This window comes from Neorhizobium sp. BETTINA12A, assembly GCF_023006485.1.
Taxonomy (GTDB): domain Bacteria; phylum Pseudomonadota; class Alphaproteobacteria; order Rhizobiales; family Rhizobiaceae; genus Neorhizobium.
In genome coordinates, this window is record NZ_JALBGW010000060.1 from 1 (window position 1) to 26,513 (window position 26,513).

General features: G+C 62.6%; 21 protein-coding genes and 1 pseudogene. 11 read left to right on the plus strand and 11 right to left on the minus strand.

Annotation, left to right across the window (positions count from 1 at the left end; translation table 11 throughout):
- The 5 genes from MOV61_RS15920 to atzF all read left to right on the plus strand — a co-directional run.
- A partial coding sequence (locus tag MOV61_RS15920) for a ring-opening amidohydrolase (RefSeq protein ID WP_247137280.1) occupies window positions 1-510 on the plus strand: 510 nt, incomplete at its 5' end.
- Between the two features lies 1 nt (window position 511).
- A complete protein-coding gene (locus MOV61_RS15925; RefSeq protein ID WP_247137281.1) occupies window positions 512-2,062 on the plus strand; it encodes an ABC transporter ATP-binding protein in 1,551 nt (516 codons plus the stop codon).
- Complete coding sequence (locus MOV61_RS15930; protein ID WP_247137296.1) at window positions 2,059-2,742, plus strand: cysteine hydrolase family protein; 684 nt, start codon at window positions 2,059-2,061, stop codon at window positions 2,740-2,742. Before MOV61_RS15925 ends, MOV61_RS15930 begins: the two co-directional genes overlap by 4 nt.
- Window positions 2,735-3,088, plus strand: coding sequence for a cupin domain-containing protein (locus MOV61_RS15935; RefSeq protein ID WP_247137282.1), 354 nt, complete (start codon window positions 2,735-2,737; stop codon window positions 3,086-3,088). The genes MOV61_RS15930 and MOV61_RS15935 overlap by 8 nt, the downstream gene beginning before the upstream one ends.
- Window positions 3,085-4,923: an allophanate hydrolase gene (gene atzF, locus MOV61_RS15940; protein ID WP_247137283.1), complete on the plus strand. Its 1,839-nt coding sequence runs from the start codon at window positions 3,085-3,087 to the stop codon at window positions 4,921-4,923. Before MOV61_RS15935 ends, atzF begins: the two co-directional genes overlap by 4 nt.
- 46 nt (window positions 4,924-4,969) lie before the next feature.
- Here atzF and MOV61_RS15945 read toward each other — a convergent pair whose 3' ends face one another.
- Window positions 4,970-5,869 carry a LysR family transcriptional regulator gene (locus MOV61_RS15945; RefSeq protein ID WP_247137284.1) on the minus strand — a complete coding sequence of 300 codons (900 nt, stop codon included), beginning with the start codon at window positions 5,867-5,869 and terminating at the stop codon, window positions 4,970-4,972.
- A 138-nt stretch (window positions 5,870-6,007) separates the two neighbouring features.
- On the opposite strand from MOV61_RS15945, the gene mdlC reads away from it, so the two are divergent.
- Window positions 6,008-9,091, plus strand: a complete 3,084-nt coding sequence (mdlC, locus tag MOV61_RS30475) for a benzoylformate decarboxylase (RefSeq protein WP_309493813.1) — start codon at window positions 6,008-6,010, stop codon at window positions 9,089-9,091.
- Between the two features lie 74 nt (window positions 9,092-9,165).
- On the opposite strand, the gene MOV61_RS15960 is transcribed toward mdlC, so the two are convergent.
- From MOV61_RS15960 to MOV61_RS15975, 4 genes are all read right to left on the minus strand, one after another.
- Entirely contained in the window at window positions 9,166-9,624 is a 459-nt protein-coding gene (locus MOV61_RS15960) for a DUF3237 domain-containing protein (protein ID WP_247137285.1), read from the minus strand.
- Window positions 9,625-9,633: 9 nt separating this feature from the next.
- A complete protein-coding gene (locus MOV61_RS15965; RefSeq protein WP_247137286.1) occupies window positions 9,634-10,929 on the minus strand; it encodes a TRAP transporter large permease in 1,296 nt (431 codons plus the stop codon).
- Complete coding sequence (locus tag MOV61_RS15970) at window positions 10,926-11,426, minus strand: TRAP transporter small permease (RefSeq protein ID WP_247137287.1); 501 nt, start codon at window positions 11,424-11,426, stop codon at window positions 10,926-10,928. The genes MOV61_RS15965 and MOV61_RS15970 overlap by 4 nt, the downstream gene beginning before the upstream one ends.
- A 72-nt stretch (window positions 11,427-11,498) precedes the next feature.
- The gene (locus tag MOV61_RS15975) at window positions 11,499-12,533 is read right to left on the minus strand and encodes a TRAP transporter substrate-binding protein (protein WP_247137288.1); all 1,035 of its coding nucleotides are present in this window, start codon (window positions 12,531-12,533) and stop codon (window positions 11,499-11,501) included.
- Between the two features lie 725 nt (window positions 12,534-13,258).
- Between MOV61_RS15975 and MOV61_RS15980 the strand changes: the two genes are divergently transcribed.
- On the plus strand, window positions 13,259-14,647 hold the full coding sequence (locus tag MOV61_RS15980; protein WP_247137289.1) for an FAD-binding oxidoreductase: 1,389 nt from the start codon (window positions 13,259-13,261) through the stop codon (window positions 14,645-14,647).
- 249 nt (window positions 14,648-14,896) lie between these two features.
- On the opposite strand, the gene MOV61_RS15985 is transcribed toward MOV61_RS15980, so the two are convergent.
- The 5 genes from MOV61_RS15985 to MOV61_RS16005 all read right to left on the minus strand — a co-directional run bounded on the left by MOV61_RS15985 (window position 14,897) and on the right by MOV61_RS16005 (window position 21,753).
- Entirely contained in the window at window positions 14,897-16,303 is a 1,407-nt protein-coding gene (locus MOV61_RS15985) for an aminomethyl transferase family protein (protein WP_247137290.1), read from the minus strand.
- A gap of 414 nt (window positions 16,304-16,717) precedes the next feature.
- Window positions 16,718-17,533: a GntR family transcriptional regulator gene (locus MOV61_RS15990; protein WP_247137291.1), complete on the minus strand. Its 816-nt coding sequence runs from the start codon at window positions 17,531-17,533 to the stop codon at window positions 16,718-16,720.
- 134 nt (window positions 17,534-17,667) lie between these two features.
- A complete protein-coding gene (locus tag MOV61_RS15995; RefSeq protein WP_247137292.1) occupies window positions 17,668-18,762 on the minus strand; it encodes an ABC transporter ATP-binding protein in 1,095 nt (364 codons plus the stop codon).
- Window positions 18,763-18,849: 87 nt separating this feature from the next.
- Window positions 18,850-20,616, minus strand: a complete 1,767-nt coding sequence (locus MOV61_RS16000) for an iron ABC transporter permease (protein WP_244446651.1) — start codon at window positions 20,614-20,616, stop codon at window positions 18,850-18,852.
- A 75-nt stretch (window positions 20,617-20,691) separates the two neighbouring features.
- Window positions 20,692-21,753: an ABC transporter substrate-binding protein gene (locus MOV61_RS16005; protein WP_247137293.1), complete on the minus strand. Its 1,062-nt coding sequence runs from the start codon at window positions 21,751-21,753 to the stop codon at window positions 20,692-20,694.
- Window positions 21,754-22,246: 493 nt separating this feature from the next.
- On the opposite strand from MOV61_RS16005, the gene MOV61_RS16010 reads away from it, so the two are divergent.
- The 4 genes from MOV61_RS16010 to MOV61_RS16025 all read left to right on the plus strand — a co-directional run bounded on the left by MOV61_RS16010 (window position 22,247) and on the right by MOV61_RS16025 (window position 26,070).
- Window positions 22,247-23,152: a LysR family transcriptional regulator gene (locus MOV61_RS16010; protein ID WP_038543676.1), complete on the plus strand. Its 906-nt coding sequence runs from the start codon at window positions 22,247-22,249 to the stop codon at window positions 23,150-23,152.
- A gap of 239 nt (window positions 23,153-23,391) precedes the next feature.
- Window positions 23,392-24,471 (plus strand): amidohydrolase family protein, encoded by a 1,080-nt coding sequence (locus MOV61_RS16015; protein ID WP_247137294.1) that lies wholly within the window; start codon window positions 23,392-23,394, stop codon window positions 24,469-24,471.
- Window positions 24,472-24,474: 3 nt separating this feature from the next.
- Window positions 24,475-25,596, plus strand: coding sequence for an amidohydrolase family protein (locus MOV61_RS16020; protein ID WP_247137295.1), 1,122 nt, complete (start codon window positions 24,475-24,477; stop codon window positions 25,594-25,596).
- A 60-nt stretch (window positions 25,597-25,656) separates the two neighbouring features.
- Window positions 25,657-26,070 carry a Rieske (2Fe-2S) protein gene (locus MOV61_RS16025; protein ID WP_046604066.1) on the plus strand — a complete coding sequence of 138 codons (414 nt, stop codon included), beginning with the start codon at window positions 25,657-25,659 and terminating at the stop codon, window positions 26,068-26,070.
- An 88-nt stretch (window positions 26,071-26,158) separates the two neighbouring features.
- Here MOV61_RS16025 and MOV61_RS16030 read toward each other — a convergent pair.
- A pseudogene (locus tag MOV61_RS16030) lies at window positions 26,159-26,513 on the minus strand (acetyl-CoA C-acyltransferase); the annotation flags it as partial.

A 26,513-nucleotide genomic window follows, 5' to 3' on the forward strand; every position in this document is an offset into this window, starting at 1 on the left:
CTGTCGCGCGGCGCCTCCGCGCTCGGCGTCGCGGTGGCGCTCGGCGAGGTCGACGAAGCGGAAATCGCCGATGCCGATATCGGTATCCGTTTTGACCTCTTCTCGAATTGCGCCTCGACATCGGCCGGCGTCGAACTGATCGACCACGAGATCATCGTGCTTGGCATGAGCTCCCAATGGTCCGGCCCGTTCGCGATCGATCATGCGGTCATGGAAAACGCGATCGATGCACGTTCAGTCCGCCGGGCGCGAGAACGCCTGCCGGAAAACAGCCGGCTTGCTGCGGTTCTCGCCAAGGCCGAGCCGGACCCTTCCGGCAGGATCGGTGGCAAACGCCATACGATGCTGGACGATTCCGACATTTCCGGCACGCGCCACGCCCGCGCTTTCGTCGGCGGCGTTCTCGCGGGCGTTTTCGGCATGACCGACCTCTACGTCTCGGGCGGCGCCGAGCATCAGGGACCACCCGGCGGCGGCCCCGTCGCTATCATCGTCGAAAAGGAGACTTGAAGTGAGCATCGTTCGCGATACCCCACTCCCCCAGGCCGGCAAGGCGGTCGGCATCGAAACGCTCGGCATGACCATGCGGTTCGGTTCCTTCACCGCGCTCGACAACGTCTCGATCAGCGTGCCCGCCGGTTCGTTCCACGCGCTGCTCGGCGAAAACGGCGCCGGCAAATCGACGCTCGTCAAATGCATCATGGGCTTCTACCACGCGACCTCGGGCTCGCTGTCGGTCGACGGCCGCGAAGTCTCGGTCGCCTCGCCGAAGGATGCCGCCACCTACGGGCTTGGCATGGTCTACCAGCATTTCACCCTCGTGCCCTCGCTGACCGGCGCCGAAAACCTGGTGATCAGCCGCACCTCCGTGCCCTCGGTGATCAACTGGGCGAAGGAGCGCAAGGACCTTGCGGCCTTCATGGAGCGCATGCCCTTCCAGATCCCGCTCGAACGGCCGGTGAGCGAGCTCGCGGCCGGCGAAAAGCAGAAGCTGGAAATCATCAAGCAACTCTATCTCGGCCGCTCCTTCCTCGTCCTCGACGAACCGACCTCGGTGCTGACGCCGGCGGAAGCCGACGAAATGCTCGGCATCGTGCGCGGCATGACCGAACGGGGCGAGCTGACCGTGCTGATGATCAGCCACAAATTCCACGAGGTGACCAAGTTTGCCGACGCCGTATCGATCCTGCGCCGCGGCAAGCTGGTTGGCACCGGCAAGGTCAGCGAACTCTCCACCTCCGACATGGCGGCAATGATGATCGGCGACGTCAAGCTCGCCGAACTCGACAGCCGCCTGCCGGTGCCGGACGCAGCGAAATCGGTGCTGAAGGTCGAGCAAGTCAAGGCGCCGGACCGCTCCGGCCTGAAGACCATCGAGATCGACAACCTGACCGTCCGTTCCGGCGAGATCGTCGGCATCGCGGGCATTTCCGGCAACGGCCAGAAGGAACTCACCGAAATTCTCGCCGGCCAGCGCCCGACCGACCGCGGCACAGTGACCGTCAACGGTGAGACTTATGGCGCCACCCGGCCGGAAACCCGCAAGAACAACGTCCGCTTCATCCCCGAGGAGCCCCTCCAGAATGCCTGTGCGCCAAAAATGACGGTCAGCGAAAACCTCGCCTTCCGTACCTTCGACCTGAAGGGTGACGGCAAGGATGCGATCTGGCTGAACAAGGGCGAGATGAAGAAACGCGCCTCCTCGCTGATCTCGGATTTCAAGGTGAAGACCGCCTCGTCCTCCTCGCCGATATCAGCCCTTTCCGGCGGCAACGTGCAGCGCGCGGTGCTGGCGCGCGAACTCACCGGCGACGTCGATCTGCTGATCGTCTCCAATCCCTGTTTCGGCCTGGATTTCTCAGCCGTCGCGGAAATCCGCGCCCGCATCATGCGCGCCCGCAACTCAGGCACCGCTGTGCTGCTGCTTTCCGAAGATCTCGACGAGCTGCTGGAAATGTCCGACCGCATCATGGTGATCTCGGAAGGCAAGCTGGTCTACGAAACGCCGATCCGGGCCGCCGATATCGGCGTCATCGGCGCCCATATGGCGGGGCATCACTGATGGAGATCAAGGCAGAACCCTTTGCCTTCCCGGCGAAACCCAAGGAACTGGCGCTCATCGTCATCGACATGCAGCGCGATTTCGCCGAACCCGGCGGTTTTGGCGCCAGCCTCGGCAACGATGTCGGCCGTATCACTAGGATCGTCCCGGACGTCAAGCGCCTCATCCAGGGTTTTCGCGATGCCGGTCTGCCGGTCATCCACACGATGGAATGCCACAAGCCGGACCTTTCCGACCTGCCGCCCGCCAAGCGCGACCGCGGCAACCCGTCCTTGAGGATTGGCGATGTCGGCCCTATGGGTCGTGTGCTGATTTCCGGAGAACCCGGCACGGCGATCATTTCTGAACTCGCGCCGATCGACGGCGAAGTGGTGATCGAAAAACCCGGCAAGGGCGCCTTCTACGCCACGGAACTCGGCGGAGTGCTGAAGGAGAAGGGCATCACTCAGCTCGTCTTCGCCGGCGTGACGACGGAAGTCTGCGTCCAGACGACGATGCGCGAGGCGAATGATCGCGGTTACGAATGCCTGCTCGCCGAAGAGGCGACAGAGAGCTATTTTCCGGAATTCAAGGCGGCGGCCATCTCGATGATCCGCGCTCAAGGCGCGATCGTCGGCTGGACCGCCCATGTGGACGACATTCTGGAAAGGATCGCGCCAAAGGGGAAAACCAATGCCTGAATCAACTCGCGAGCTCTTGACGTTAGGCGGCTGGAAAGACTTGGAATTCGTGCCGTTCCGCGATGAGGTCACCATCCATTGGATCCGCCCCTTCGAGGGCGACCAGCCGGGCGTGGCGCTGCTGAAATACGAGGCCGGCGCCGGCGTTCCCCGCCACCGCCATGAGGGCCTCGAAACCATCCTGGTGCTCGAGGGCGTGCAATCCGACGAGGCCGGCGACTATGGACGCGGCAGCTATATCGTCAATGCGCCCGGCACCGAACACTCCGTCTGGAGCGATACCGGCTGCGTCGTGCTGATCCAGTGGGACCGGCCGGTGACAATATTGGAAGAGGAAATGGCATGAGCCTGCCGGAAAAGACACCAGCCTTCGATATCGCCTCGCTTCACGCATTCTACCAGAATGGCGGCAGCGTCGCGGAAGTCGTCGAAGCCGTTTTTGCGCGGATCGCCGAGGTCGATGATCCCGGCATCTTCATCCATCTGGCCGACAAAAACGCCGTCCTTGCGGAAGCCGACAAACTCGGCGCCTTCGATCCCGAAAAACCGCTGTTCGGCATTCCCTTCGCGGTGAAGGACAATATCGACGTCGCCGGCATGCCGACCACCGCCGCCTGCCCGGACTATGCCTACATGCCCGAAAGAGACGCGACCGTGGTCGGCCTGCTCAAGGCAGCCGGTGCGATCGTCATCGGCAAGACCAATCTCGACCAGTTCGCGACCGGCCTCGTCGGGGTACGCTCGCCCTATCCGATCCCGAAAAACGCCATCGACCCGAAGCTCGTGCCGGGCGGTTCCTCTTCCGGCTCAGCGGTGGCGACGGCGCAAGGCATCGTCAGCTTCGCACTTGGCACCGATACCGCCGGTTCGGGGCGCATCCCGGCCGGCCTCAACAATATCGTCGGGCTGAAGCCAAGCGTCGGCGCGCTGTCGACCACAGGCGTCATTCCCGCCTGCCGCACGCTCGACTGCGTCTCGATCTTCGCTCTGACCGCGGACGACGCCTGGAAAGTCTTCTCTGTCGCTGCCAAATACGACGAGGCGGACGCCTATTCGAAAGTCGTGCCGGCAATCGGGTTCGGTTCTGCGCCACCGGTACTGACGGTCGGCGTGCCTGCCAAGGCAGACCTGCAGTTCTTCGGCGATACCGTGATGGAGGCCGCCTATGGCGACGCCTTGGCGATGCTGGCAAGGCTCGGACACCGCATCGTCGAAGTGCCGTTCGGCGAGTTCTACAAGGTCGCCAATCTTCTCTATGAAGGTGCTTGGGTGGCGGAGCGTTACGCCGCTGTGAAACCCTTCTTCGACACGATGGAAGCAAGTTTCCACCCGGTAACGCGAAAAATCTATGGCGGCGCCAAATCGCTCTCCGCAGCCGACGCCTTCAAGGGCTTTTATGCGCTGCAGGCGCTCAAGAAGACACTGGCGCCGCTGATCGCCTCCGTCGATGTCTTCTGCGTGCCGACCGCGCCGACCCACTACACGGTTACCGATCTGGAAGCGGAGCCGATCCGGGAAAACTCGCGGCTCGGCACCTATACCAACTTCGTCAATCTGCTCGACATGTGCGGCATCGCCGTGCCGACCGGCACCCGTGCCGATGGCTTGCCGGCAAGCGTCACGCTGCTCGCCCCCTTCGGCCGCGACGGACTCACCGCGTCACTGGCCCGTGACCTCCACCAGGCGAGCGGGCTCACCCTCGGCGCCACTGGCTGGCCGCTTCCCGCGCCATCCGAAACGCCCGCAGTCGTCGCAAGCGACGACCTGATCGACGTCATCGTGGTCGGTGCGCACCTTTCCGGCATGCCGCTCAACCATCAGCTGACCGATCTCGACGGCACCTTCTCCCGCGTCGCGAAAACCTCCGCCGCCTACAGGCTTTACGCGCTTGCCGGAACAGTACCGCCGAAACCCGGCATGGTGCGCGTCGCCGAAGGCGAAGGTGGAGAAATTGAGGTCGAAGTTTGGAAACTGACGCCGGCAGCCTTCGGCCTGTTCGTCGCGGCGATCCCACCGCCGCTCGGCATCGGCACCGTTACCCTGTCGGACGGCACCTCGGCCAAGGGGTTTCTGGCCGAACCGTTCGCGCTTCAGGGCGCACTCGACATCACCGCCTTCGGCGGCTGGCGGGCCTATCTCAAGGAATTCGCATCGCTGCCGCGGGTCGGCAAGACGGCTTGATCTGGGAACGCCTTCCCCAAGCAGAGATAGCCCCAGCCATTCTGCGCTACATCGTCCAGGTCTCGCTGATGCGGCGGATGCATTGCAGCAGATTGGCCGTCGGCGGCGTCATCAGGCCCTTCTTGCGGCGGTAGACGCGAAAGGTCCGCTGCCAGTCGAGCTCGGGCACGTTGACGCGGGTCATGTTGCCTCGTTCCACTTCCTCGCGAACCAGGGGCAGCGGCATCCAGCAGCAGAGCGCTTCCGAAAGCACCGCGGCCTTCAGGACCGGCACCGAGCGGGAGATGATCGACGGCGCGTTCGGTTCCAGCGCGTTGTCGTGGAACCGCCGCTGCCACTCCCTGACGGTCGGTGTGCCGGGTGGAGGCATGGCCCATTCGAAGCCCGCCGCCTCGGCAAGCGCTACATGCTCTCGGCTGATGATCGGATGATCGGACCTTGCAAAAACCGACACCGTATCGTGCATGATATCAGGCGTCGCCATGATGATATCGTCGTCGAGATAGGGCTCTGGCGAAATCGCGATATCGATCGTTCCGCCCTTCAGCCCTTCCAACACCCGATCCTCCAGGTCCTCGATGACCTGGTACTGCACTTCCGGATGCTGTTTGCGCATCTCGCCGATCACCGCGATGATGAAACCGCCGACGACGCTCGCCACGCCGCCGATCCGCACCACGCCGCGGCTGGCGCCGCGCATCTGCTGGATGACGTCCGTCGCATTGCCGATCTCGGAAACGACCAGTTTGGCATAGGGAAGCAGCGCATCGCCGAACACGGTCGGCACCACGCCGCGGGTCGTCCGCTCGAACAGGGGAACGCCGTAACTGTCCTCCAGACGCTTCAGCATGCGGGTGATCGCCGGCTGCGTCATGTTGAGCGCGGTCGCCGCCGCGCCGAGGCTGCCGCGCCGAGCGCATTCGAGAACGATTTGAGCCGACCGCACATCCAAAGTCATGCCTTGATGTAATGGATTATTGGAAATTCTTCAATTCCAAGACAGGTCGCTATCTGCAACACTTCCGCTCGCTAACATACGCGCTCGGGGTGGGAACCCCGAAGGCCGGGAGGAGGCCTCGAAGCTATGAACAAGATGTCGCTGGATTTCCTGTCCGGCAGCACCAAGCTGCGTGGACAGACGGTAAGCGAGGCAGTTTTCGATTTTCTGAGACAGAAGGGCATCGATCGGATTTTCGGCAATCCGGGATCGACCGAACTGCCGATGTTCGTCAACGTGCCGGAGGATTTCTCCTATGTGCTCGGCCTGCAGGAATCGATCGTCGTCGCCATGGCGGACGCCTATGCGCAGGTGAGCCGCAAGCCGGCATTCGTAAACCTGCATTCGGCCGCCGGCCTCGGCCATGCGCTTGGCAATATCTACACGGCCTATCGCAACCGCGCGCCTCTCATCATCACCACCGGCCAGCAGAGCCGCGAACTGCTGCCGCATGATCCGTTCCTGTTCGCCGAAAGCCCGACCGAGTTTCCAAAACCCTATGTAAAATGGGCCTGCGAACCGGCACGCGCCGAAGACGTGCCGGCGGCAATCGCACGTGCTTACTACATGGCGATGCAGGCACCGCGCGGCCCGGTCATGGTGTCGGTGCCGCTCAGCGACTGGCAGGCGCAGGCAGCCCCGATCGCCATTCGCGATGTGGAAACGGTGATCAGCGCGCCCGCCTCCGCAATTGACGATCTCGCCCGCCGGCTGAACGAAGCCCGCGAGCCGGTGCTCGTCGTCGGCCCCGGCGTCGATCTCGACAATGCCTGGGATACGACGGTGCGGCTTGCGGAAATCCTGCAGGCGAAAGTCTGGGTGAGCCCGCTGTCGTCCCGCTGCAGCTTTCCGGAACGCCATCCGCTGTTTGCAGGCTTCCTGCCGGCCCACCAGCCGAAGCTCGCGAACTGCCTGCACGGTGCCGATCTCGTGCTCGTGCTCGGCGCGCCGGCCTTCACCTATCATTTCGCCGGCTCCGGCCCGGACATTCCGCAAGGCGCGGAACTCTGGCTGATCACCGACGACCCCGCCCAGGCGGCAAGCGCCATCGTCGGCAACGCCATGGTCTCGAACCTGCGCGCCGCGACCGAAAGCCTTGTCTACCGCCTGCGCTGCCGTGCGCCGCGTACCGACGGCCCGGCCCGCACCATTCCGCGCCTGAAAACACCGAAGGGCATCACCCAGGAATTCTTCTACCAGACGCTGGCCGACGTCCGTTCGCCTGACAGCATCGTCTTCGAGGAAGCGCCGGGCGGCCGCGACGCGCTGCACGACTTTTTCCCGATCGAACGGCCCGGCGGTTTTTTCGCGACTGCCAGCGGCGGCTTGGGTTACGCCCTGCCCGGCTCGGTCGGCGCCGCTCTGACCAAGCCGGAACAGCCGGTCATTGCCGTCATCGGCGACGGATCGAGCCTCTACTCCATCCAGTCGATCTGGTCTGCCGTCGAATACGATGCCGATCTCATGATCGTCATCCTCAACAACGGCGGCTACAAGGTGCTGAAGGCGATTGCCGAGCGGAGCGGCTCCGGCCGCATCGACGGCGTCGATATCCGCCACATGGATTTTGTGCAGATCGCCGAGGCGCAGGGCTGCAAGGCTGTCCGCTGCGAAAAGGGCGAGGAATTGTCGTCATGCCTGCGGGATCTTCTCAAGATGAAGGGGCCGCGGCTTTTGGAAATCATTCTATCAGAGGAGGAGACTGAAATGAATGTCGCTGTCAGAAACGAACAGGTTCTGAAAACCCCCGAAAAGTTCTTCATCGGCGGTGAATGGGTAGCCCCGCTCGGCACCAACAAGCTCGACGTCATCTCGCCGGTGACCGAAGAAGTGCTGATGAGCTATCCGGAAGCCAGCAATGCCGATATCGACAAGGCCGTTGCCGCCGCCCGCGATGCCTTCGACAACGGCCCATGGCCGCGCATGACCTTCAAGGAACGCGCCGGTTACCTGCGCAAGGTCGCCGACCTCCTGACCGCACGCCTCGACGAGATCGCCAATGCCTGGACGACCCAGGTCGGCGCGCCGATCTTCCTGACCAAGAAGCTGGTCGGCCAGAACCCCGGCCTCTACAACTATTATGCCGGCCTGATCGAGAACGACGAGTTCGTCGATCAGCGCAAGCGCGCCGATGGCGGCGAAGTCCGCGTCGTGCGCGAGCCGGTCGGCGTCTGCGCCGCGATCACGCCGTGGAACGCGCCGATGGTACTGCTGAACTACAAGGTCTCGGCAGCGCTTGCCGCCGGCTGCACCATCGTCGCCAAGCCCTCGCCGGAAACCCCGCTCGACGCCTATCTGCTTGCCGAGTGCATCGAGCAGGCCGGCATTCCGAAGGGTGTCTTCAACCTGGTGCCGGCCGGCCGCGAAGGCGGCGACTACCTCGTTCGCCACCAGGGCGTCGACAAGGTGTCGTTCACCGGTTCGACGATTGCCGGCAAGACGATCGCCGCTGCCTGCGCCGACCGCCTGACCCGCGTCAGCCTCGAACTCGGCGGCAAGTCCGCAGCCGTGCTTCTCGATGACGCCGATTTCGCCAAGGCGCTGCCGGCGCTGATGGTCTATTCCATGCCGATCACCGGCCAGGTCTGCTTCTCGCTGACCCGCATCCTGGTGCCGGAATCCCGCAAACAGGAATTCATCGACCTCTATGTCGGGGCGGTGAAGAGCATCAAGGTCGGCGATCCAGCTGATCCGACGACCCAGATGGGCCCGCTCACCATGGCCCGCCAGCTTGCCCGCGTCGAAGGTTACATCGCCGCCGGCCGTGCAGGCGGTGCGACAGTTGCCTGCGGCGGCGGCCGTCCGGCCGGTCTCGACCGCGGTTACTTCATCGAGCCGACCGTCTTTACCGACGTGACGATGGACATGAAGATCGCCCAGGAGGAAATCTTCGGACCGGTCGTGTCGATCATCAGCTACAAGGACGATGACGAAGCGGCAAACATCGCCAACGACAGCACCTACGGCCTGTCCGGCGCGGTCTTCAGCTCCGATCCGGAGCGTGGTTATGCGTTTGCCCGCCGCATGCGCACCGGCAGCGTCACCGTCAACGGCATGATCGTCGACATCCACCATCCGTTCGGTGGGTTCAAGCAGTCCGGCATCGGCCGCGAAGGCGGTCCGGAAGGTCTCGAAAACTATTTTGAGGTCAAGACGATCCACATGGCCTGATGCCAAAAAAGCCAAACAGAAAGGCCGCCGGGTTCATGATCCGGCGGCCTTCTTGTTTCGAAATGTCTGGTGGATCAGAGCACTTCGAAAACCCCGATCCTGACCGCATTTGCCAAACGCTCGCCGGTGCCGATGAACATGGTGTGGTTGAGCCAGGCATATCGCGGATCGCCCGTCTGCAGGCGCGGGCTGGTGCGCATGTAATAGAGCGCCGGATCGACCGTCTCGCCCGCCGCAAGCTTCGCCAGCACCTCCGGCGGTCCATGCCGGAAACCGAAATTGCGGATGTCGATCATCGCTCCGTCATGGGTCTCGATCACGTAGCGGGTATCGAGCTCCGCATAACCGGCGTCATAGACGCTCTGCCAGTCCGCGCCGAGATTGAGGACGCGCCCGGAAAGGCGCTCCCCCTCTACCACGCCGCCGATGATCGGGATGATCCGCCAGCGGCCGCCCGGACCGCCTCCCTTCTCGATCGGTGCGCCGAGTTCGGCGCGGATTTCGCAAAGTTGTCTCAGACCCGGAGCCTGCATCCTATCCTCCTATCGCATCGTCGTTGGCAGCCACAGCGCGATCGCCGGGAAGAGAACGAGCAGGATGAGCCGGATGATGTCCGTCAGGATGAACGGCATCACTCCACCATAAATCGTCGTGATCTTCACGTCCTTGGCGATCGAGTTGATGACGAAGACGTTGATCCCGACCGGCGGGGTGATCATCCCGAGTTCGCAGGAGACCACGATGATGACGCCGAACCAGATCGGGTCGAAACCGAGATGGGTGATCACCGGAAAGACGATCGGCACCAGCAGGATGATCATCGCCATCTCGTCCATGAGAGCGCCGGCGATGAAAAAGATCACCAGGATCAGCGTCAGCGTGCCATAGGGGCCGAGGTCCATGCCGACCAGGAAGGCCGTCAGCTTCTGCGGCGACTGGGTGATCGCCAGGAAATAGCCGAACAGGATTGCGCCGATCAGCACGCTGAACAGCGACACGGAGGTGCGCAGCGACTCGACGAGGCTCTGCATGATCAGCTTCAAACCCAGCCGGCCGCGCAGGATGCCGATGATCATCGTCAGCATCGCCCCGACCGCCGCCGCTTCCGTCGCCGTCGCAATGCCGAGATAGATGACGCCGATGACGGCGAGGAACAGGACCAACACCGCCCAGACGTCCCGCAGGGAGGTCAGCGCTTCCCTCAGATCGAACTTCGTGCCGGGCGGCAAGCGCTTGCCATGGGCGATCAGCACCGTCGCCATGTACATCAGGGTCGCGAGGATGCCAGGCACGACGCCCGCCATCAGCAGTTGCCCGACATCCGTCTCCGTCAGGAACGCGTAGACGACCATCATCACCGAGGGCGGGATGAGAATGCCGAGCGTGCCGCCGGCGGCGATGACGCCGGTGGAGGTGGAATCGGCATAACCGGCCTTGCGCATTTCCGGAAGCGCCACGCGGGTCATGGTGGCGGCGGTCGCGATCGAACTGCCGCAGATCGCCGCAAATCCGGCACAGGCGGCGATTGTGGATAGCGCCAGCCCGCCACGGAACTGCCCGAGCCAGGCATTGCCGGTCCTGAACAATTCCCGAGACATGCCGGAATTGGTGGCGAACACGCCCATCAGGATGAAGAACGGCACCAGCGTCAGGTTGAAGTCGGTGATGACCCGGATCGGCGAAGTCGTCAAAAGGTTGAGCGCCGGCGCGATGCCGCGCATGGCGGCAAACCCGAAGACCCCGACAAGACCCATCGAGACGCCGAGCGGCACGCGCAGGCCCATCAGCACGAACATGGCGACAAAGCCGCCAATGGCAACGAGATCAGCGGTGTTCATACGCCATGCCCCTCGAGCGGATTGGGTGCGTCGGCCTCGCGCCGCAGGAAGGGAACGACCGCCGTCGTGACGACGGCGGAGGCGCAGCCGAGCCAGATCAGGCCGATCAGCGGCCAGACCGGTATCCGCAGATCGAAGGTGGTTTCATTACTGTTGTAAGCACTCGTCAGGCGGAAGAACATCATGTAGGCGAGCATGGCCGTGAAGGCGAGCAGTGTGCTCCAGGCGATAAAATCGAGGACCCGACGCCCCTTCGGCCCCAGCGGTTCATAAAGCAGATCGACGGCGATATGGCCGCCGCGATAACCGATCGAGGCAAAACCCCACATCATGCAGGCGCCGATCAGGTAGCGGGACAGGTCGAAACTGTCCGGGATCGCCCAGGAAAAAATATAGCGGCCGATGGTGGAGACGACGATCAGGATCGTGCACAGCCCCAAGAGGAGGCCGGCGATCGTATCGACTGCTTCGGTGAAGCGTTCGAGATATCGGGTCATGTCTGAGCTCGAAATACGGATGATGGGAAGGGCGGGCGCCGAACGCCCGCCCGGTTCAACCTTTAAGAAATCTCACTTCACGTCGGCATTGTACTTCTTCAGCGTCTCGCCGAGGCCTGCCCAGGCGGCCTTTGCATCGACGCCGGCCTTGGTGGCGGAGGCTTCCCATTCGCCCTGCAGCGAGGCCGTCGCCTTCTTCCAAAGGCCGACCTCGTCAGGCGTCGGCTTGTACATGGTGTGGCCGCCCGCATCGATCATCTTCTGGCGGCCGGCTGCCTCCGCATCCGCCCATTTGGACGCCATCTTCTCCGCCCAATCCGGCGTGCAATGGTCGTTGATCACCTTGCGGTCGGCAGGCGACAGGCCATCGATCTTGGCCTTGTTCATCACGAAGGCGAAGGTCGTGACGTAGAAGGGCAGATCGAGATGGTGCTTGGTGACGTCCTGCAGGCCGAACGTGTAGATCGAGTTCCACGGCGACGCCGTCATGTCGGCGGCGCCCTTGGAGATCAGTTCGCGCATGTCGCCGGCCGGCACCTGAACGGAGGCCGCGCCCAGCGAATTGACCAGCCGCGCCATGGTGGCATGCGCGGGGCGGATGTTCTTGCCCTTGAGATCGGTCGGAACCTCGATCGGCCCCTTGGTCCCATGCAGCGTGCCCGGATCATGGACGATCGCCATGCAGAACTGGACGTCCTTCATCTCCTTGGCGGCATATTGCGTGTACCACTCGTCGAGCGCCCGCGAACCGCCCTTGGCGTTCGAGATCAGGAACGGGATTTCGCCCGCCGCGATGATCGGGAAACGGCCCGGCTGATAGCCCGGATTGATGAAACCGATGTCGACGATGCCGTCTCGCGCCATGTCGTAATGGTCCGCAGCCGCTCCGAGCTGCGAGGCCGGATAGATGGTGATCTTGATGCGGCCGTTGGATGCGTTGCTGATCGATTTCGCCCAGATTTCCATGCCACCCGGCTGCAGCGCATGAGTGGCGGGCACCCAATGCGACAGCGTCAGCTCGACGTCGGCGGACTGAGCAGTCGTGGTCAGCGCGGACGCGGCCAGTGCCGCGAGGCAGGCCGAAGCGAGCAATGCCTTCAGTTTCATGTGTTTCTCCTCCCTTTGAGATCAGAGACCGGAAGGCTCCCTTCCCGTTCCGGCCGGCGAATATCGCTATCAATCCGCGTGGAGACTTAGCTCGCTGGCGGACCGACAAGGTCGTCGGAAATTCCGTGAAGGGACGCAACTGCCGGATGCGGAAAGCCCGCCTGCGAGCGATGCGTCAAAGGACCTGCGGGGATCAGGCTGCGCCATCTCCGCGGCCGAAACCGAACCTGCCATGTCCATGGCAGCCGCAACTGTCTTGAACAGTCGTGTATACACCCATTTCCTCCTATGCCCGGTCTCCCAAGGTGATGTCCTCCTCCTGACATCACCTACCCGAGCACTTGAATTTCAACACATTCGGGCCGGAACGACAAGCATCCATTTCCTTTTGGGATACAAAAACTCAGGCTGCCTGAGATTTTCCCTGCAGGCTCTTTAACCCGGCTTCAAACCGTCTAGAATGTCGCGTCGGTCCCGCTATGCATACACGGAGGATGAAATGCGGCGGCGGAGTGGAACCGGGAGATCGGGTCTACGGGAGAAAACGTTCGGCCGCGAGGATCCGTCGGCCGATCGATTGGGATGCGGCGTAGGCGTTCAAACCCGTGTAGCGGAACGCCGGCTCTTCTCGGAAGCTCGACCCGATCGCTCTTGGTCGGCACGCCCGGATTGAGCCGGGACACGGATATCCAAATCATCATCAGGACATTGGGGAGGAAAAACACATGGATGATCTCGTTACGCCGGTCAGCAAGGCGATTGCGCAACTCAAGGGCTTGCTTGGCGACAGGCTGGTAACATCGACCTCCGTTCGCGAACATCACAGCCACGATACGTCGCGGCTTGCCCCTCACCTGCCCGATGCTGTCGTATTTCCGCGCACCGAAGAAGAGGTCCGGGCGATCGTTTCTGCCTGTGCTGCGCATGGCGTACCGGTCGTGCCCTTCGGCGCGGGGTCCTCGATGGAAGGCCATACGATCCCGATCCGCGGCGGCATTTCACTCGATACCCGCGAGATGAACAGGATCCTCGAGATCCGGCCGGAAGACCTGCTGGCCGTCGTCCAGCCCGGCGTCACCCGCAAGCAGCTCAATGTCGACTTGCGCGAAACCGGTCTGATGTTCTCGGTCGATCCGGGCGCGGACGCCTCGATCGGCGGCATGGCGTCGACCCGCGGCAGTGGCACCACTTCGGTCCGCTACGGCACGATGCGCGAAAACGTGCTGGCTCTCCGGGTGGTGACACCCGACGGCGAAGCGATCCAGACCGGCTCGCGGGCCAGAAAATCGTCGTCCGGTTACGACCTCACGCATCTCTTCGTCGGCTCGGAGGGCACGCTCGGCGTGATTACCGAACTCACCATTCGCCTGCATCCGATCCCGGAAGCCGTGTCGGTTGCCTTCTGTCCTTTCCCGACTGTCGCCAATGCCGTGGAAGCGGTGATCGAGGCGGTGCAATATGGCATCCCGGTCGCCCGCGTGGAGTTTCTGGACGAAGTGGCGATCGCCAGCGTCAACAATTATTCGAAGCTCGACCTGCCGGTCGCCCCGACGCTTTTCTTCGAGTTCCATGGCACCGAGGCCTGGGTGAAAGAACAGGCTCAGCTCGTCGAGGAGATCACCAAAGGCCACGACGCGGTTTCCTTCCGCTGGACCGCGGATGCCGACGAACGCGCCAAACTCTGGCAGGCCCGCCACGATCTCTTCTGGGCCACCAAGGCGATCATTCCGGGCTACGATCTTTATACCGGCGATATCTGCGTGCCGATCTCCAGGCTTGCCGAAAGCATCGTCGCGGCGCGCGCCGATATCGACGCCTCGTCGCTGAAAGGCCAGATCATCGGCCATGTCGGCGACGGCAATTTCCACACCGCCTACCTGATCGATCCAAACAATCCGGAGCATCTCAAGGAGGCCGACGAGATGGCCGACCGCGTCGTCGAACGGGCACTCGCCGTCGGCGGAACGGCCAGCGGCGAACACGGCATCGGCATCGCCAAGCTCAAGTTCATGCGCAAGGAGCACGGCAAGGCGGTGGATGTCATGAAGAAGATCAAGGCGGCGCTCGATCCCCTGGGGATCATGAACCCGGGGAAGATGGGGGATCAGGGGTGAGAGACGATGCCGTTGCTCTCCTCATCCCTGTGCTTGTCACAGGGATCCAGCGCGCTCAAGTCTTTGAGCGCAAAGGACTCTCTTCACCGCGAAGACGCGCGGTGGCTGGATTCCTGTGACAAGCACAGGAATGAGGGAGTTCTTAGTTCTCCCCGTCAGCATCACAGCGGCGGCGCATCCTAAGCGACCCCCAAAACGCAAAAACGGCGCCCGCGGGCGCCGTTCTCGTGCAACATCCTGGGAGGACGATCAGACCTTCTTGGTACGCCAGCTTTCGGCATAGTTTTCGCGGGCTTCGGCCGCATAGGGGGTCGGCGAGACCCGGACGCGGATCTCGGCCTGCTTGTGGCCCTTTTCGATCGAGGTCTTGCCCGTGCCGCCGTTCGGCTCGCCCCAGATCAGCGTCAGAACGTCGCCTTCCTGGACGTCGGCATCGACGATGCCGAGCGACAGCATGCAGCGTTCGTTATAGCTGTAGCCGTTGAACATCGACATGCCGACGACCTTGTCGCCGTGCATGATCCTGTCGGCGCTCGAAGACGCATAGTTCGGCTGCGGCAGGTCGATCCACTTGTAGGCCTCGCCGCCGGGGACGAAGTTCGATGCGATGACCTTCATCACGTCTTCCGCGTTCCACTCGAAGGTGACCTTCTTGCGCTGCGGCTGACCCTTCATCTTTTCCAGCGCTTCGCGGCCGACGAAGTCGTGGTCGAACTTGATGTAGATGCCGTAACCGAGCTCGTAGGGATTGACGTAGTAGTCTTCGATATTGTCGGAGACGAGGCTGCCGCCGATCGAGCCGGTCGCCTCATAGCTGTCTTCCGTCAGCCAGTCGCGATAACCCTGCAAGTCGGCACCGGTGTAGATGCCCGGCAGCGGCGACGGAATCCAGCCGGATTCCAGCGTGTTGGTCGAATAGGCGCGAGCACCGACGAGATAGAGGTCGACGCCGGCATCCTTGGCGGCCTTGACGATGATCTCGCGGACTTCGTCCTTCTCGGCATAAGGTCCCCAGACTTCGAGGCCGGGCGCGCCGGCCATGCCGTGGCGCAGGGCCTGGACCTTCTTGGAGCCGATATTGATCCAGTCGACATGGAAGAACTTGATGTCGGGGATCGGGCCGCCATTCATCTTTTCAAAGATCTTCGGCGCATCCGGACCCTGGATCTGGAAGCGGTAGTGAACGCGATTGACTTCCTTGCCGTCCGGGCGCGAAGGCGAACGCGGGTCGTGGGTGAGCTTGACGTTGTGCTTGCCGAGCGAAGCGTTGTAGCGCAGCCAGTTGGCGGTCGGCGCGCGGCCGACGAGCACGAACTTGTCGTCACGTTCGCGGAAGATGATCATGTCGCCAATGACGTGCCCGGCAGGCGTCACCGGAACATAATGCTTGGCGCGGTCGACGCCGAAATTCGCAAAGCTGTTGATCGCGAGGCTTTCCAGGAACCCGGACGCATCCGGGCCTTCGACGATCAGTTCGTCCATGTGGTGGGACTGGTCGAACAGGACCGCCGAATGGCGCCATGCCATCTGCTCGGTGCGCCAGTTCGAAAACTCCGGTGCGACGACCGGATAGATATACATGCCGATGCGCGAATTGCGCAGCATCTCGACAGTATTGCCCTTCTCTTTCAGGATCTGGGTCAGATTCTTCGGCATTTTCTTAACCTTCCCTCGGTTGCTCTCCTGCATGCCGCCCGCCGGCAAAGCCGGTTCGGGATACGATATGCATCGTCTCAAGATGTCTCATGCAATTGAGGGTCAGCGGTCTCCTCCCGCCATCTCCTCCCAACAGCCCGGTTCTCGAACCTCGCCTCGACGGCTCGGCGGAAATCGAGGCCTCCTCCCGGTCGAAGCAATTCATAGAGCAATCATTTTTGGGATACAATACCAGATTTCAGCCTCGCCGCCAAAAGTGCCGCGACAGCCCATTAGAATTACGCTGTTTGCATAATATATGGTGATATTTGGTGCAGCGCAGAAAAACAAACTTGATCCGGATTGCCGCCATCCGCGAACAAAATCGGCATTTTGGGATCCCAAGCGGAATTATTTCGGCGCCTGTAAACGTCCCTAGTCTTCGTTTTCGTCTTGCAGTAGGCCATTGATATGACCAGCGGGACTGTCGAGATCGAAGATCGGCAGGATGCGCGAGCCGTCGATCGCGAAAAGCCCCTTGCTGATGCCGAGGCTGATCTTCACCCCCTCGCCATGCTCGCGGAAAAGGCTTTCGGCGCGGGCGCCGTCGCGGGCGATCAGCGCCGAGACCATGTGATGGTGCTGCCAGTGCGCGTAGTGAAGATGCTGCGCCCGCTCCTTGCGGGTGATGTTGTCGAAGCGGATCGAATCCGGTGCGCCGAACGGCACGCGGTCGAACAGGCTGGTTAGCTGGTGCAGCAGGTTTCCGCCACCGGCCTCGATGATCAGCGTGTGGAAACGCAGGTTCATCGCCGCATAACGCTCCTCGTTGACCGGATCGTCGATGCCGCCGTTTTCGAAGATGTCGTCACCTTCCCGCAGGCAGTCCTTGAGCTCCGCCACCAGCGTCGGCGACGGGCCTTCGCTGGCGATCTTCTTGGCCGCATAACCTTCGATCATCGAACGCAGCTCGATCGCCTCGATCACGTCGGCCACCTTGTAGGCCCGGACCCGATAACCGCGGGCGCCGACGCGCTGCAGGACCCCCTCTTCAACGAGTACGGCCAGCGCATGCCGGATCGGGGTGCGCGACACGCCAAGCGCTTCGGCAAGCCCGGATTCGGAGAGTTTCTTGCGCGGATCGATCGTGCCGTCGCTCGCCCAGGTCCTGAGCTTGTCGATCACGTGCTGCTGGCGGGTCTCCTGCTTCTCAGGCCCGGGAGGATTCTGAGTTCGGGTGCCTGTGGTCATGCTTGGGCCTCACCTGCGCCATATCGAAATGCGGATCGCGCCGGACGAGAAGAGGACGACCGGAACATCGCTTCAATATTGAATATCTGCGACAAAACGCAAGTTTTCCATATTTCGGCCTGCCCCCGGAACGATCAGTTCCGCACCGCCCAGGCAGCCTCCACGGGTGCAGCAACCGTGACGGGGCGGCCGATATCGACATGGGAAAGCGACGAGGCCTCGACATGCAGCGTCTGCGCCGGCGTCTTGACCATGATCGAGCGGTGAGAACCGCGGAAGATCGCCTGCGAAACCTCACCTGACCACGAAAGATCGCCGTTCACCTGGCCCGCATCGCGGACATGCAGGTTTTCCGGCCGAACCATGACTGTGACATCCGCGCCCTTCGGCATTTCGGTTGCCGCATGACAGTCGCCGGACCAGCCCTGGCCTTCGACCGAGAGCTTGTAATATTGCCCGCCGTTCGGGCGGCAGTCCTTGACCGTCGCGTTTAGGAGATTGGGCGTTCCGAAGAAGGCGGCCACCTGGCGGTTTTCCGGCCGGCGGTAGATTTCCTCCGGCGCGCCGACCTGCAAAATCTTGCCGCCATGCATGACGACGACCCGGTCGGACAGCGCCATGGCTTCCGCCTGATCGTGGGTAACGTAAAGGGCGGTGATCTTCAGACGCTGCTGGAGGGCCCGGAAATCGTCGCCCATCTGGGTGCGCAGGCGCGCATCGAGGTTGGAGAGCGGTTCGTCGAGGAGCAGCACTTCCGGCTCGAACACCAGCGCACGGGCGATCGCCACGCGCTGCTGCTGGCCGCCGGAGAGCGCCGGCGACGGACGTTCGGCATATTGCTCCATCTCGACCAGGCGCAGCGCGTTCATGACGCGATCGTTGATTTCCTTGTCGGGACGGCGGCGGATGCGCAAGGGGTAGGCGACGTTGTCGAACACCGTCATATGCGGCCAGATTGCGTAGGACTGGAAGACCATGCCGAGACGCCGGCGTTCGGAGGGCACGAAATAGCCCTTCTCCGAATCCGACACGACATTGTCGCCGATCGCGATGCGACCGCCGGTATTTTTCTCAAGGCCGGCCACCATGCGCAGCGTCGTCGTCTTGCCGCAGCCCGACGGCCCAAGCAGCGTGACGAATTCACCGCTCTTGATCTTCAGGTTCACGTTGTCCACGGCGGTTACCGCGCCATACATGCGGCTCACGTTTTCGAGCGTCACCGAAGCCATATTTCTCTTCCTTTCGGAGCGGATGCCAGGATCCGCTTAAACGACAACCAAAAATCGGCCGGCAGCCGCAGCCGCCGGGCATGAAGCCTAAAGCTTGCTGATGCGTGATTTGATGAAACTGAGCTGCACCCAGCGGAACACGATGACCAGAAGCATCATCATCAGGCCGATGACGCTCACCTGTTCGGCATTGCCGTTGGCCCAGAGCTTCATCAGCACGACCGCCAGCGTTTCCGATCCCACCGAATAGAGAAGGATCGACGCCGACAGTTCGCGCATGATGCCGAAGAAGGTCAGCACCCAGCCGACGGCGAAGGCCGGCCAGGCAAGCGCCACCATGATCCGCCACATGGTCTGGAACCAGCTCGCGCCGTGAACCCGCGAACATTCTTCCAAGTCATAGGAAAGCTGGTGATAAGCACCGGTCATCACCCGCACGGAAACCGGCGTGCCGAGCGCGATGTAGGCAAGCAGCAGCGCCCAGATGGTGCCATAGATCGGGATCGGTCCCGGAAGCATCGCAAACGCCCAGAGGAAACCGACGCCGAGCACCATGCCCGGCATCATCCACGGAAGCCAGGCCATGCTGTCGATCAGGTTGCGGCCGCGCCAGCGGGTCCGCACCGAGATGTAAGCGACGATCGCGCCGAGCGCCATGGTCGCGGTGGCGCCGAGCAGGCCGAGCACCATCGTATTGCGGACCGCCCGCCAGAATTCGCTGTTGGCGAAGACGGCCCTGTAGTGCTCTAGGGTCAGCATGTCGTAAGTGTAGAAGCCGAAGAAGCGGAAGAACGAGCCGAGCATCAGCTGTCCGATCGGCAGCACGACCGTGATGAAGAAGAACAGCACACAGAAGGCGAAGGTGACCCAGCGCCAGGGGCCGAGCTCCATGACGCTCGGGCGAAACCCCTTGCCGGTGACGGTCTGGAAGCTTTTGCCGCGCAGCATCCACCACTGCCAGATGACGAGCAGGAACATCAGCCCCATGATCGCGAAGGAAAGCGACGTCGCGTACTGGTAGTCGGGCGTCGCGCGGTGGTTGATCGACTCGTAGATGTCGGTGGTGATCACCTTGATGCCCGCGGGCAGGCCGAAGAACAGCGCCGACTCGAAGGTCTCGATGCCCTTGATGAAGCTCAGCATGAAGGAGCTGGTCAGCACCGGCAGCATCAGGAGCAGCGTGATCTTGCGAAAAGTCGTCCAGCGCGAGGCGCCGCACATGCGGCTCGATTCCTCGAGCGACGGGTCCATTGCCCGGAAGGCATCGACCATGAACAGGAACAGGAACGGGATCGAATACTGGCACATGTGCCAGATGACGCCACCATAGGAATAGATGTTGACGAGCGGATCGGTCGCGCCGGTTGCCCAGCGCCAGACCATGTTGATGACGCCCACCTGCGGGTTGGCCAGCATGCCCCAAGCCATGGCGGTCAGGATCGGCGGAATAAAGAACGGCAGCGTGATCAGCACTTCCAGCGTGCCCCGGAACGGCGTGTCGGTGCGCGCGACGATCCAGGCGAGAAACACGGCGATCGTCAGCGACGGTATGGTTTTGGCAAGCGAAATGCCGATCGTGTTGGCCAGAACGATGAGGTTCTGGGTGGTCATGATCGACCGGTAGCCGTTCAGATTGAACTCGCCGGCCATGCCCGGCGGCGTTGAATGCAGGCTGCCATAAAGCAGCATGGCGAGAGGATAGATCGTCAGGAAGCCGAGGATCAGGATCAGCACCAGCATGCCGATGAGACGCCACAGCGATCCGCCCGAAAAGGCGCGCGTGAAAGCATTGCCGGCAATCGTCGGCGCAGTTTCGGCGATGTCGTCTAGGGGGCGATTGTGGATAATCGTCATGGGATCCTCGCGGCTCCGGGTATGAAAAAACGGCACCGCCGGCCCGAACATCGGACCGGCAGCGGCCTGGGAGGCCTACTTGAAGATGTCCTTGGACTTGGCCAACATCTCGTTCTGGCGGGTCGTGTCCGTCGTGCCGTAAAGCTTGGCTTCGGAAATCGCCTTGACGTCCGCCGGCAGGCCTTCGGTCATGCCGGGAAGGACGGGACCGTAGCCGAGGCCCGCATAGATTTTCTGCACGACCGGGCCCTGCATGAAATCGAGATAGAGCTTGGCGGCGTTCGGGTGCGGAGCCTTCTTGAGCATGACGTTACCGTAAAGAACGTAAGGAACGCCCTCCTCGGGAATGATGAACTTGACCGGCAACCCCTTCAGATCCGAGAAGTCGGTCATGATGACCGGCATGTAGATCGAATATTCGCCGCGGGCCGTGCGGCGCTGCGATTCGCGCTGGTCGCGGGTGAAGACGAGCTTCTGGCTCGCGACCTTTTTGACATAGTCTTCGCCGATCCTGTCATAGGTCGAGAAGAACCAGAGGTAACCGGCACCGATCGCACGCGGATCGTCGGAGAGGATCTTGCCCTGCCATTTGGGGTCGGCAACGTCTTTCCAGCTCTTCGGCTCGTCCGCAGGCTTCACAAGGCCGGTATTGATCATGATCCCGTAGGGAATGGTCATGACCGAGGCCATCGGCACCTTGACCTTGAACTTGTCGTTGATCTTTTGCGAATTCGGGGTCGCCGGCAGCGGATCGACGGACTTGTCCTCCTTGTCGTAGAGCATGGTCTGCCCTTCGCTGGTGAACATCACGTCGGCGGCGAAGCGGCCGGCGGCCTGCTCGACGCGGACGCGTTCGCGGATCTCGGAGGCGCGCGCTTCAAGCACCTCGACGGAAATCCCGTATTGCTTGGTGAAGGCCTCGGCGATCTGCTTGGTGCTCGGCTGGCCGACGAGCGCGGTATAGAGGACGAGCGAGCCCTCCTTCTTGCCCGCGTCGATCACCTTCTGCCATTCAGCATCCTGCGCGAAGGCAGGCAGACCGGCCGCGGCCGAGATGGCAAGGCTGCCCGCAGCCGCCATGAAAAACCGGCGCGACCATTTCTGAATGGCCGAAGTTATGGATGTGTTTGTCGTCACGTGTCTCTCCTCCCTGGAACTGACGATCGAGCATCGCGCCCGGGACCCGATCCCGGCACTCGACGCTCAAAATTTCTGCGGCCACCGACCGCGATCTCCCTTTTCACCGCAAGCGGTGCCGCTTTCCCGAACAGCTGCTCAATCCCGACGGCTCACCGATTGCTTCGGAACGATCTGGCGCGCGCCCTGCGATTGACAAGATCCCTGATAAACACCGCATGATGCGGAGCATTTGGGCCTTCGGTTCGGACGGGATTGGCCTTGGCCAACTGCAAACTCCCTTTTTCTGAATTCCGATCTGCGCCGGCTCTCCCTGCCGGTCGCGGCGATGCCACCCGGCATCGGAATTCCCTCTTCTGTTAGATTGACCTTTTCCCGTGCAGGGGAAAAGCACCATTTTTTTACATTCACTTTTCTCGAAAATAGAAAGATGAATTGTGCTACCGTTTACGAGGAGGACCGCTCGGCAGAGCGGCATGGGAGACCTAAGACATTGGATACGCTTATCAATATCCGCACGTTTCTGGCGGTTGCCCGGTCCGGCAGTTTTTCGGCGGCGGGCCGTCATCTCGGCGTCGCACCCTCGGTCGTGACGAAACGCGTCAGCCGGCTGGAAGACCAGATGCGGGTGAAACTCTTCATCCGCTCGACCCGCCAGATCATCCTGACGGAGGTCGGCGAACGCTACCTCCCCCGCTACCAATCGCTGGTCAAGGAGATCGACGATGCCATCAGCGGAGCGGCCGCGGTCGCTCAGCGGATCGAGGGCCATTTGAGGATCAAGGCGCCAACGACGGTGACGATCGCCTTCCTCGCCCGCATCCTCAGCGACTTCCAGCAGGAGAACCCGAACGTCACCATGGACCTTGCCCTGGTCGACCGTTCCGTCAATCCGGCGGAAGAGGGATATGACATCGCGCTCGGAGCCCTGCCCGCCTCCTATTCGAATGTCATCGACGAGCCGCTCTGTCCCTACCCGCGAAAACTCTGCGCCGCTCCCGACTATCTCGAAAACCGCGGCCTGCCGAAACATCCGCGCGACCTCGTCGATCATATCTGCCTTACCTTCCACGCGACCGGCTCGACCTGGTCGTTCCTGAGCCCCGGCGGCCCGATCGACGTCGAGGTGCGCTCCGCCTTCAGCGCCAACGATACCCAGATCCTGCACGACCTGGCGCTCCGGGGCCGTGGCGTCGCCATGGTGGCGAATTACGTGGCGGAGGAATCGATCCGGAGCGGCAAGCTGATCGAATTGCTGCCCGACTTTCCCGTGGCGGAGCTCTGGCTGAAGGCACTCATCCCCCAGACCCAGGCGCGCAAACCAACCGTGCGCGCGCTGATGGAATGGCTGCGTATCCATATGCACACGGCTCTGGTGATCGGCGACCGCGCCGCTTGAGCGCGCCACTTTTGCCTGGGAAGAAAAACTGGAAGGCCTTTGGCTTTCTCGAATCGAGAAAGCCGCTACGATGAAAAAGCATATTCTCTTGGCTCCCCGTGCCGCTTACCCTCCCAAATCGAGGAAACGCATCGCTGATGCGAGGGTGGCCACCGTCTGTCGACGTGCCGCCCGGGAGTGAGGTTCAGGTCCGCCGCAAAACGAGCGGTCGGGCCGACAGACAAGGGAGGTTTTAAGCGGTGGATACTGCTGTGACCCAGCAGCGCCCTGTGCTTTCGCAATTGGGCGCGATCGATTGTGACGTTCATCCAGACGCGCCGGGGCGCGAGGATCTTCTTCCCTATTTCGACGACTACTGGCGCGAGATCGTCACCACGCGCGATGTCGACCGTCTCGAGCTCACCAATTTCCCGACACGCACCAAGCCCTTCTTTCGGGAGGACTGGAAGGCGACGGAGGGCAAGGGCGTCGAAAAGCTGCGGAAAAACCTGCTCGATCCCTACGGTCTCAAATACGCGATCCTCAACTGCGTTACCGCCGTGCACGCGATCTACGATCCCTATCTCGCGACCGCCGTCTGCCGCGCCACCAACGACTGGCTGAAGGCGGAATGGCTGGACCGCGACCCGCGCCTGCGCGCGTCGCTCGTCCTGCCGATGCAGAACCCGGAAGCAGCCGTCGAGGAGATCGAGCGCTTCGCCGATGACAAGCGCTTCGTGCAGGTGCTGACCCTCTGCATGGGCGAGATGCCGCTCGGCCGCCGCACCTACTGGCCGGTCTACGAAGCCGCACAGCGGCATGGCTTCGCGCTCGGCGTGCATGCCGGCAGCGCCTATCGGCATGCGCCGAGCCAGAGCGGTTTCCTCTCCTATCTCGCCGAGGATTACGTCCATCAGGTCCAGGGTTTTGCAGCCCAGGTCGGCAGTTTCGTTTCCGAAGGCGTGCTCGGCAAGTTTCCCGACATGAAGATCGTGCTGATCGAATCCGGCGTCTCCTGGCTGCCCGGCCAGATGTGGCGGATGAGCAAGGACTGGCGCGGCGCCCGCATCGAGATCCCCTGGGTCAAGGAGCCACCGTCGGCCCTCGTTCGACGCCGGATCCGCATGACCACCCAGCCTTTCGACGCGCCGCGCGATCCGGCCGAACTGGAACGCATCATCGAACATCTCGATTGCGACGACATGCTGCTGTTTTCGACCGACTATCCGCATGCGCAATTCGAAGGCGAGGCAGCGATCCCCGCCGGCTTCCCGGAACGGCTGATCGACCGGCTGGTTCGGGAGAACGCACTCGCCACCTATCCGCGACTGGAGGACTAAGCCATGGACCAGGCCGTTCTGGACAAGGACACCACTCTGGAAAAGGACAAGGGGGCAGACGCCAAGCTCGGGATCGTCGATTGCGACATCCATCCGGCTTTCGGCTCGCCCGCGGAACTCGCGAAATTCCTGCCCGTCCGCTGGCGCGACCATCTGGCGGATTACGGCCAGCGCAGCGCCAATCCGGTGGTCGGCACCCTGCCTTACCCACGCATGACGCCCGGCAATGGCATGCGCCGCGACTCGTGGCCGCCGAACGGCGGGCCGCCGGCCTCCGACCTCGCCTTTCTGCAGGAACAGCTGCTCGACCCGCTCGGCATCGAATACGGCATACTCCAGCCGCTCGCGGCGGGCTCCTCGACGCTGAACCAGGAACTCGGCGCGGCCATGTGCGCCGCCGTCAACGACTGGCAGCTCGACAAATGGACCGGCCCGGATCCGCGGCTCAAAGCCTCGATCTGCGTCACCCAGGAAGACGTGCCGGCGGCTCTTGCCGAAATCGAGGCGCGCATCGGCGACCGGAGTTTTGCCCAGATCGCCATTCCGCCGCGCACCATCGAGCCGGCGGGCCGCCGTCGCTACTGGCCGATCTATGAGGCTGCCGAACATTATGACATGCCGATCGGCATGCACTCCGCCGCCTACGGCCAGCACACCAATAGCGGCGCCGGCTGGCTGAACTTCTATATCGAGGAGCACTACGCCTTCTCCCACAGCCTGCAGAGCGTCGTCACCAGCATGGTGTTCGAGGGCGTCTTCGAACGGTTCCCGAAGCTGAAACTGGTCGTCGTCGAAGGCGGCTTCGCCTGGGCGGCACCCCTGATGTGGCGACTCGACAAGCAGTGGGAACGGATGCGCTCCGAGGTGCCGCATGTGAAGCGGCCGCCGTCCGAATATATCCGCGAGAACGTCTGGTTCACCACCCAGCCGATCGAGGAGCCGGAAAACAACCGCCACCTGCTCGACACGCTGCGCTGGGTCGGCACCGACCGGCTGATGTTCTCGACCGATTATCCGCACTGGGATTTCGACGATCCGCGCTACGCCTTCAAGGTGCCGCTGTCGCCGACCGAGCGCGCGCAGATCTTTCGTGATAACGCAAAGCGCGTCTACCGCCTGCCCTGAATTGAAGACAATATCAGCTCTTCCGGAAACGCAATCAGTATCGATGGATTAAAATAGAGAATGGCCCGTCATGTCATCGCCAAGGTCGAGGAAGTCGACATCGGCAAGTCCAAGCTGGTGAAGGTCGCAGGCCGCGACATTGCCCTCTTCAACGTCAAGGGTGAGTTCTTCGCCATTGCCAATCGCTGCCCGCACGAAGGCGCCGACCTCTGCCGCGGCCAGGTCGTGGGGCTGGCCGAAGCGGACGAGCCCGGAAAGGTCCGCATGACGCGGCACGGAGAGCTCGTCCGTTGCCCCTGGCACGGCTGGGAATTCGACATCCGCACCGGCAAATCCTGGTGCGACCCGGCACGCACCCGCGTCAAGAGTTTCGACGTTTCCGTCGCCAAGGGCGGTGCGCTGACGGAAGGTCCTTATCAGGCCGAGACCTTTCCGGTCTCGATCGATGAGGACTACGTCGTGGTGGAAATCTGAAAACCAAAGCTCTATCCGAAAAGGTCCTCTCTGCCTGGATAGACGGAAAGCGCGGCAATCCCTCTTGCCGCGCTTTTCGTTGCGCCAATCACAGCATTTCCAGCGCCAGCGCGATGCCCTGGCCGCCGCCGATGCAGAGAGTGACGATACCGCGCTTCAGGCCGTCGCGTTGCATCGAATGCAGAAGCCGCGTCGTCAGGATGGCGCCGGTGGCGCCGATCGGGTGGCCGTGCGCCACCGCCCCGCCTTCGACATTGGCGATATCCTCCGGCAGGCCGAGCCCTTTCAGGACCGCGAGCGGTACCGCCGCATAGGCCTCGTTGATCTCGATCCGCTCGATATCGCCGATCGTCCAGCCGGCGCGCTCCAGCGCCTGATTGACGGCCGGGATCGGCGCGAGCGCGAACATGCCGGGTTCGACGGCGGCAACGCCATAGGACACC

Bases quoted from the DNA above. Each gene is read 5' to 3' on its own strand.
- MOV61_RS15985 (WP_247137290.1), bottom strand. From the start codon at position 16,303: ATGCCGAAGAATCTGACCCAGATCCTGAAAGAGAAGGGCAATACTGTC.
- MOV61_RS15965 (WP_247137286.1), bottom strand. From the start codon at position 10,929: ATGAACACCGCTGATCTCGTTGCCATTGGCGGCTTTGTCGCCATGTTC.
- MOV61_RS16020 (WP_247137295.1), top strand. From the start codon at position 24,475: ATGGACCAGGCCGTTCTGGACAAGGACACCACTCTGGAAAAGGACAAG.
- MOV61_RS15980 (WP_247137289.1), top strand. From the start codon at position 13,259: ATGGATGATCTCGTTACGCCGGTCAGCAAGGCGATTGCGCAACTCAAG.
- MOV61_RS15935 (WP_247137282.1), top strand. From the start codon at position 2,735: ATGCCTGAATCAACTCGCGAGCTCTTGACGTTAGGCGGCTGGAAAGAC.
- MOV61_RS15970 (WP_247137287.1), bottom strand. From the start codon at position 11,426: ATGACCCGATATCTCGAACGCTTCACCGAAGCAGTCGATACGATCGCC.
- atzF (WP_247137283.1), top strand. From the start codon at position 3,085: ATGAGCCTGCCGGAAAAGACACCAGCCTTCGATATCGCCTCGCTTCAC.
- MOV61_RS15960 (WP_247137285.1), bottom strand. From the start codon at position 9,624: ATGCAGGCTCCGGGTCTGAGACAACTTTGCGAAATCCGCGCCGAACTC.
- MOV61_RS15975 (WP_247137288.1), bottom strand. From the start codon at position 12,533: ATGAAACTGAAGGCATTGCTCGCTTCGGCCTGCCTCGCGGCACTGGCC.
- MOV61_RS16000 (WP_244446651.1), bottom strand. From the start codon at position 20,616: ATGACGATTATCCACAATCGCCCCCTAGACGACATCGCCGAAACTGCG.
- mdlC (WP_309493813.1), top strand. From the start codon at position 6,008: ATGAACAAGATGTCGCTGGATTTCCTGTCCGGCAGCACCAAGCTGCGT.
- MOV61_RS15995 (WP_247137292.1), bottom strand. From the start codon at position 18,762: ATGGCTTCGGTGACGCTCGAAAACGTGAGCCGCATGTATGGCGCGGTA.
- MOV61_RS16025 (WP_046604066.1), top strand. From the start codon at position 25,657: ATGGCCCGTCATGTCATCGCCAAGGTCGAGGAAGTCGACATCGGCAAG.
- MOV61_RS15990 (WP_247137291.1), bottom strand. From the start codon at position 17,533: ATGACCACAGGCACCCGAACTCAGAATCCTCCCGGGCCTGAGAAGCAG.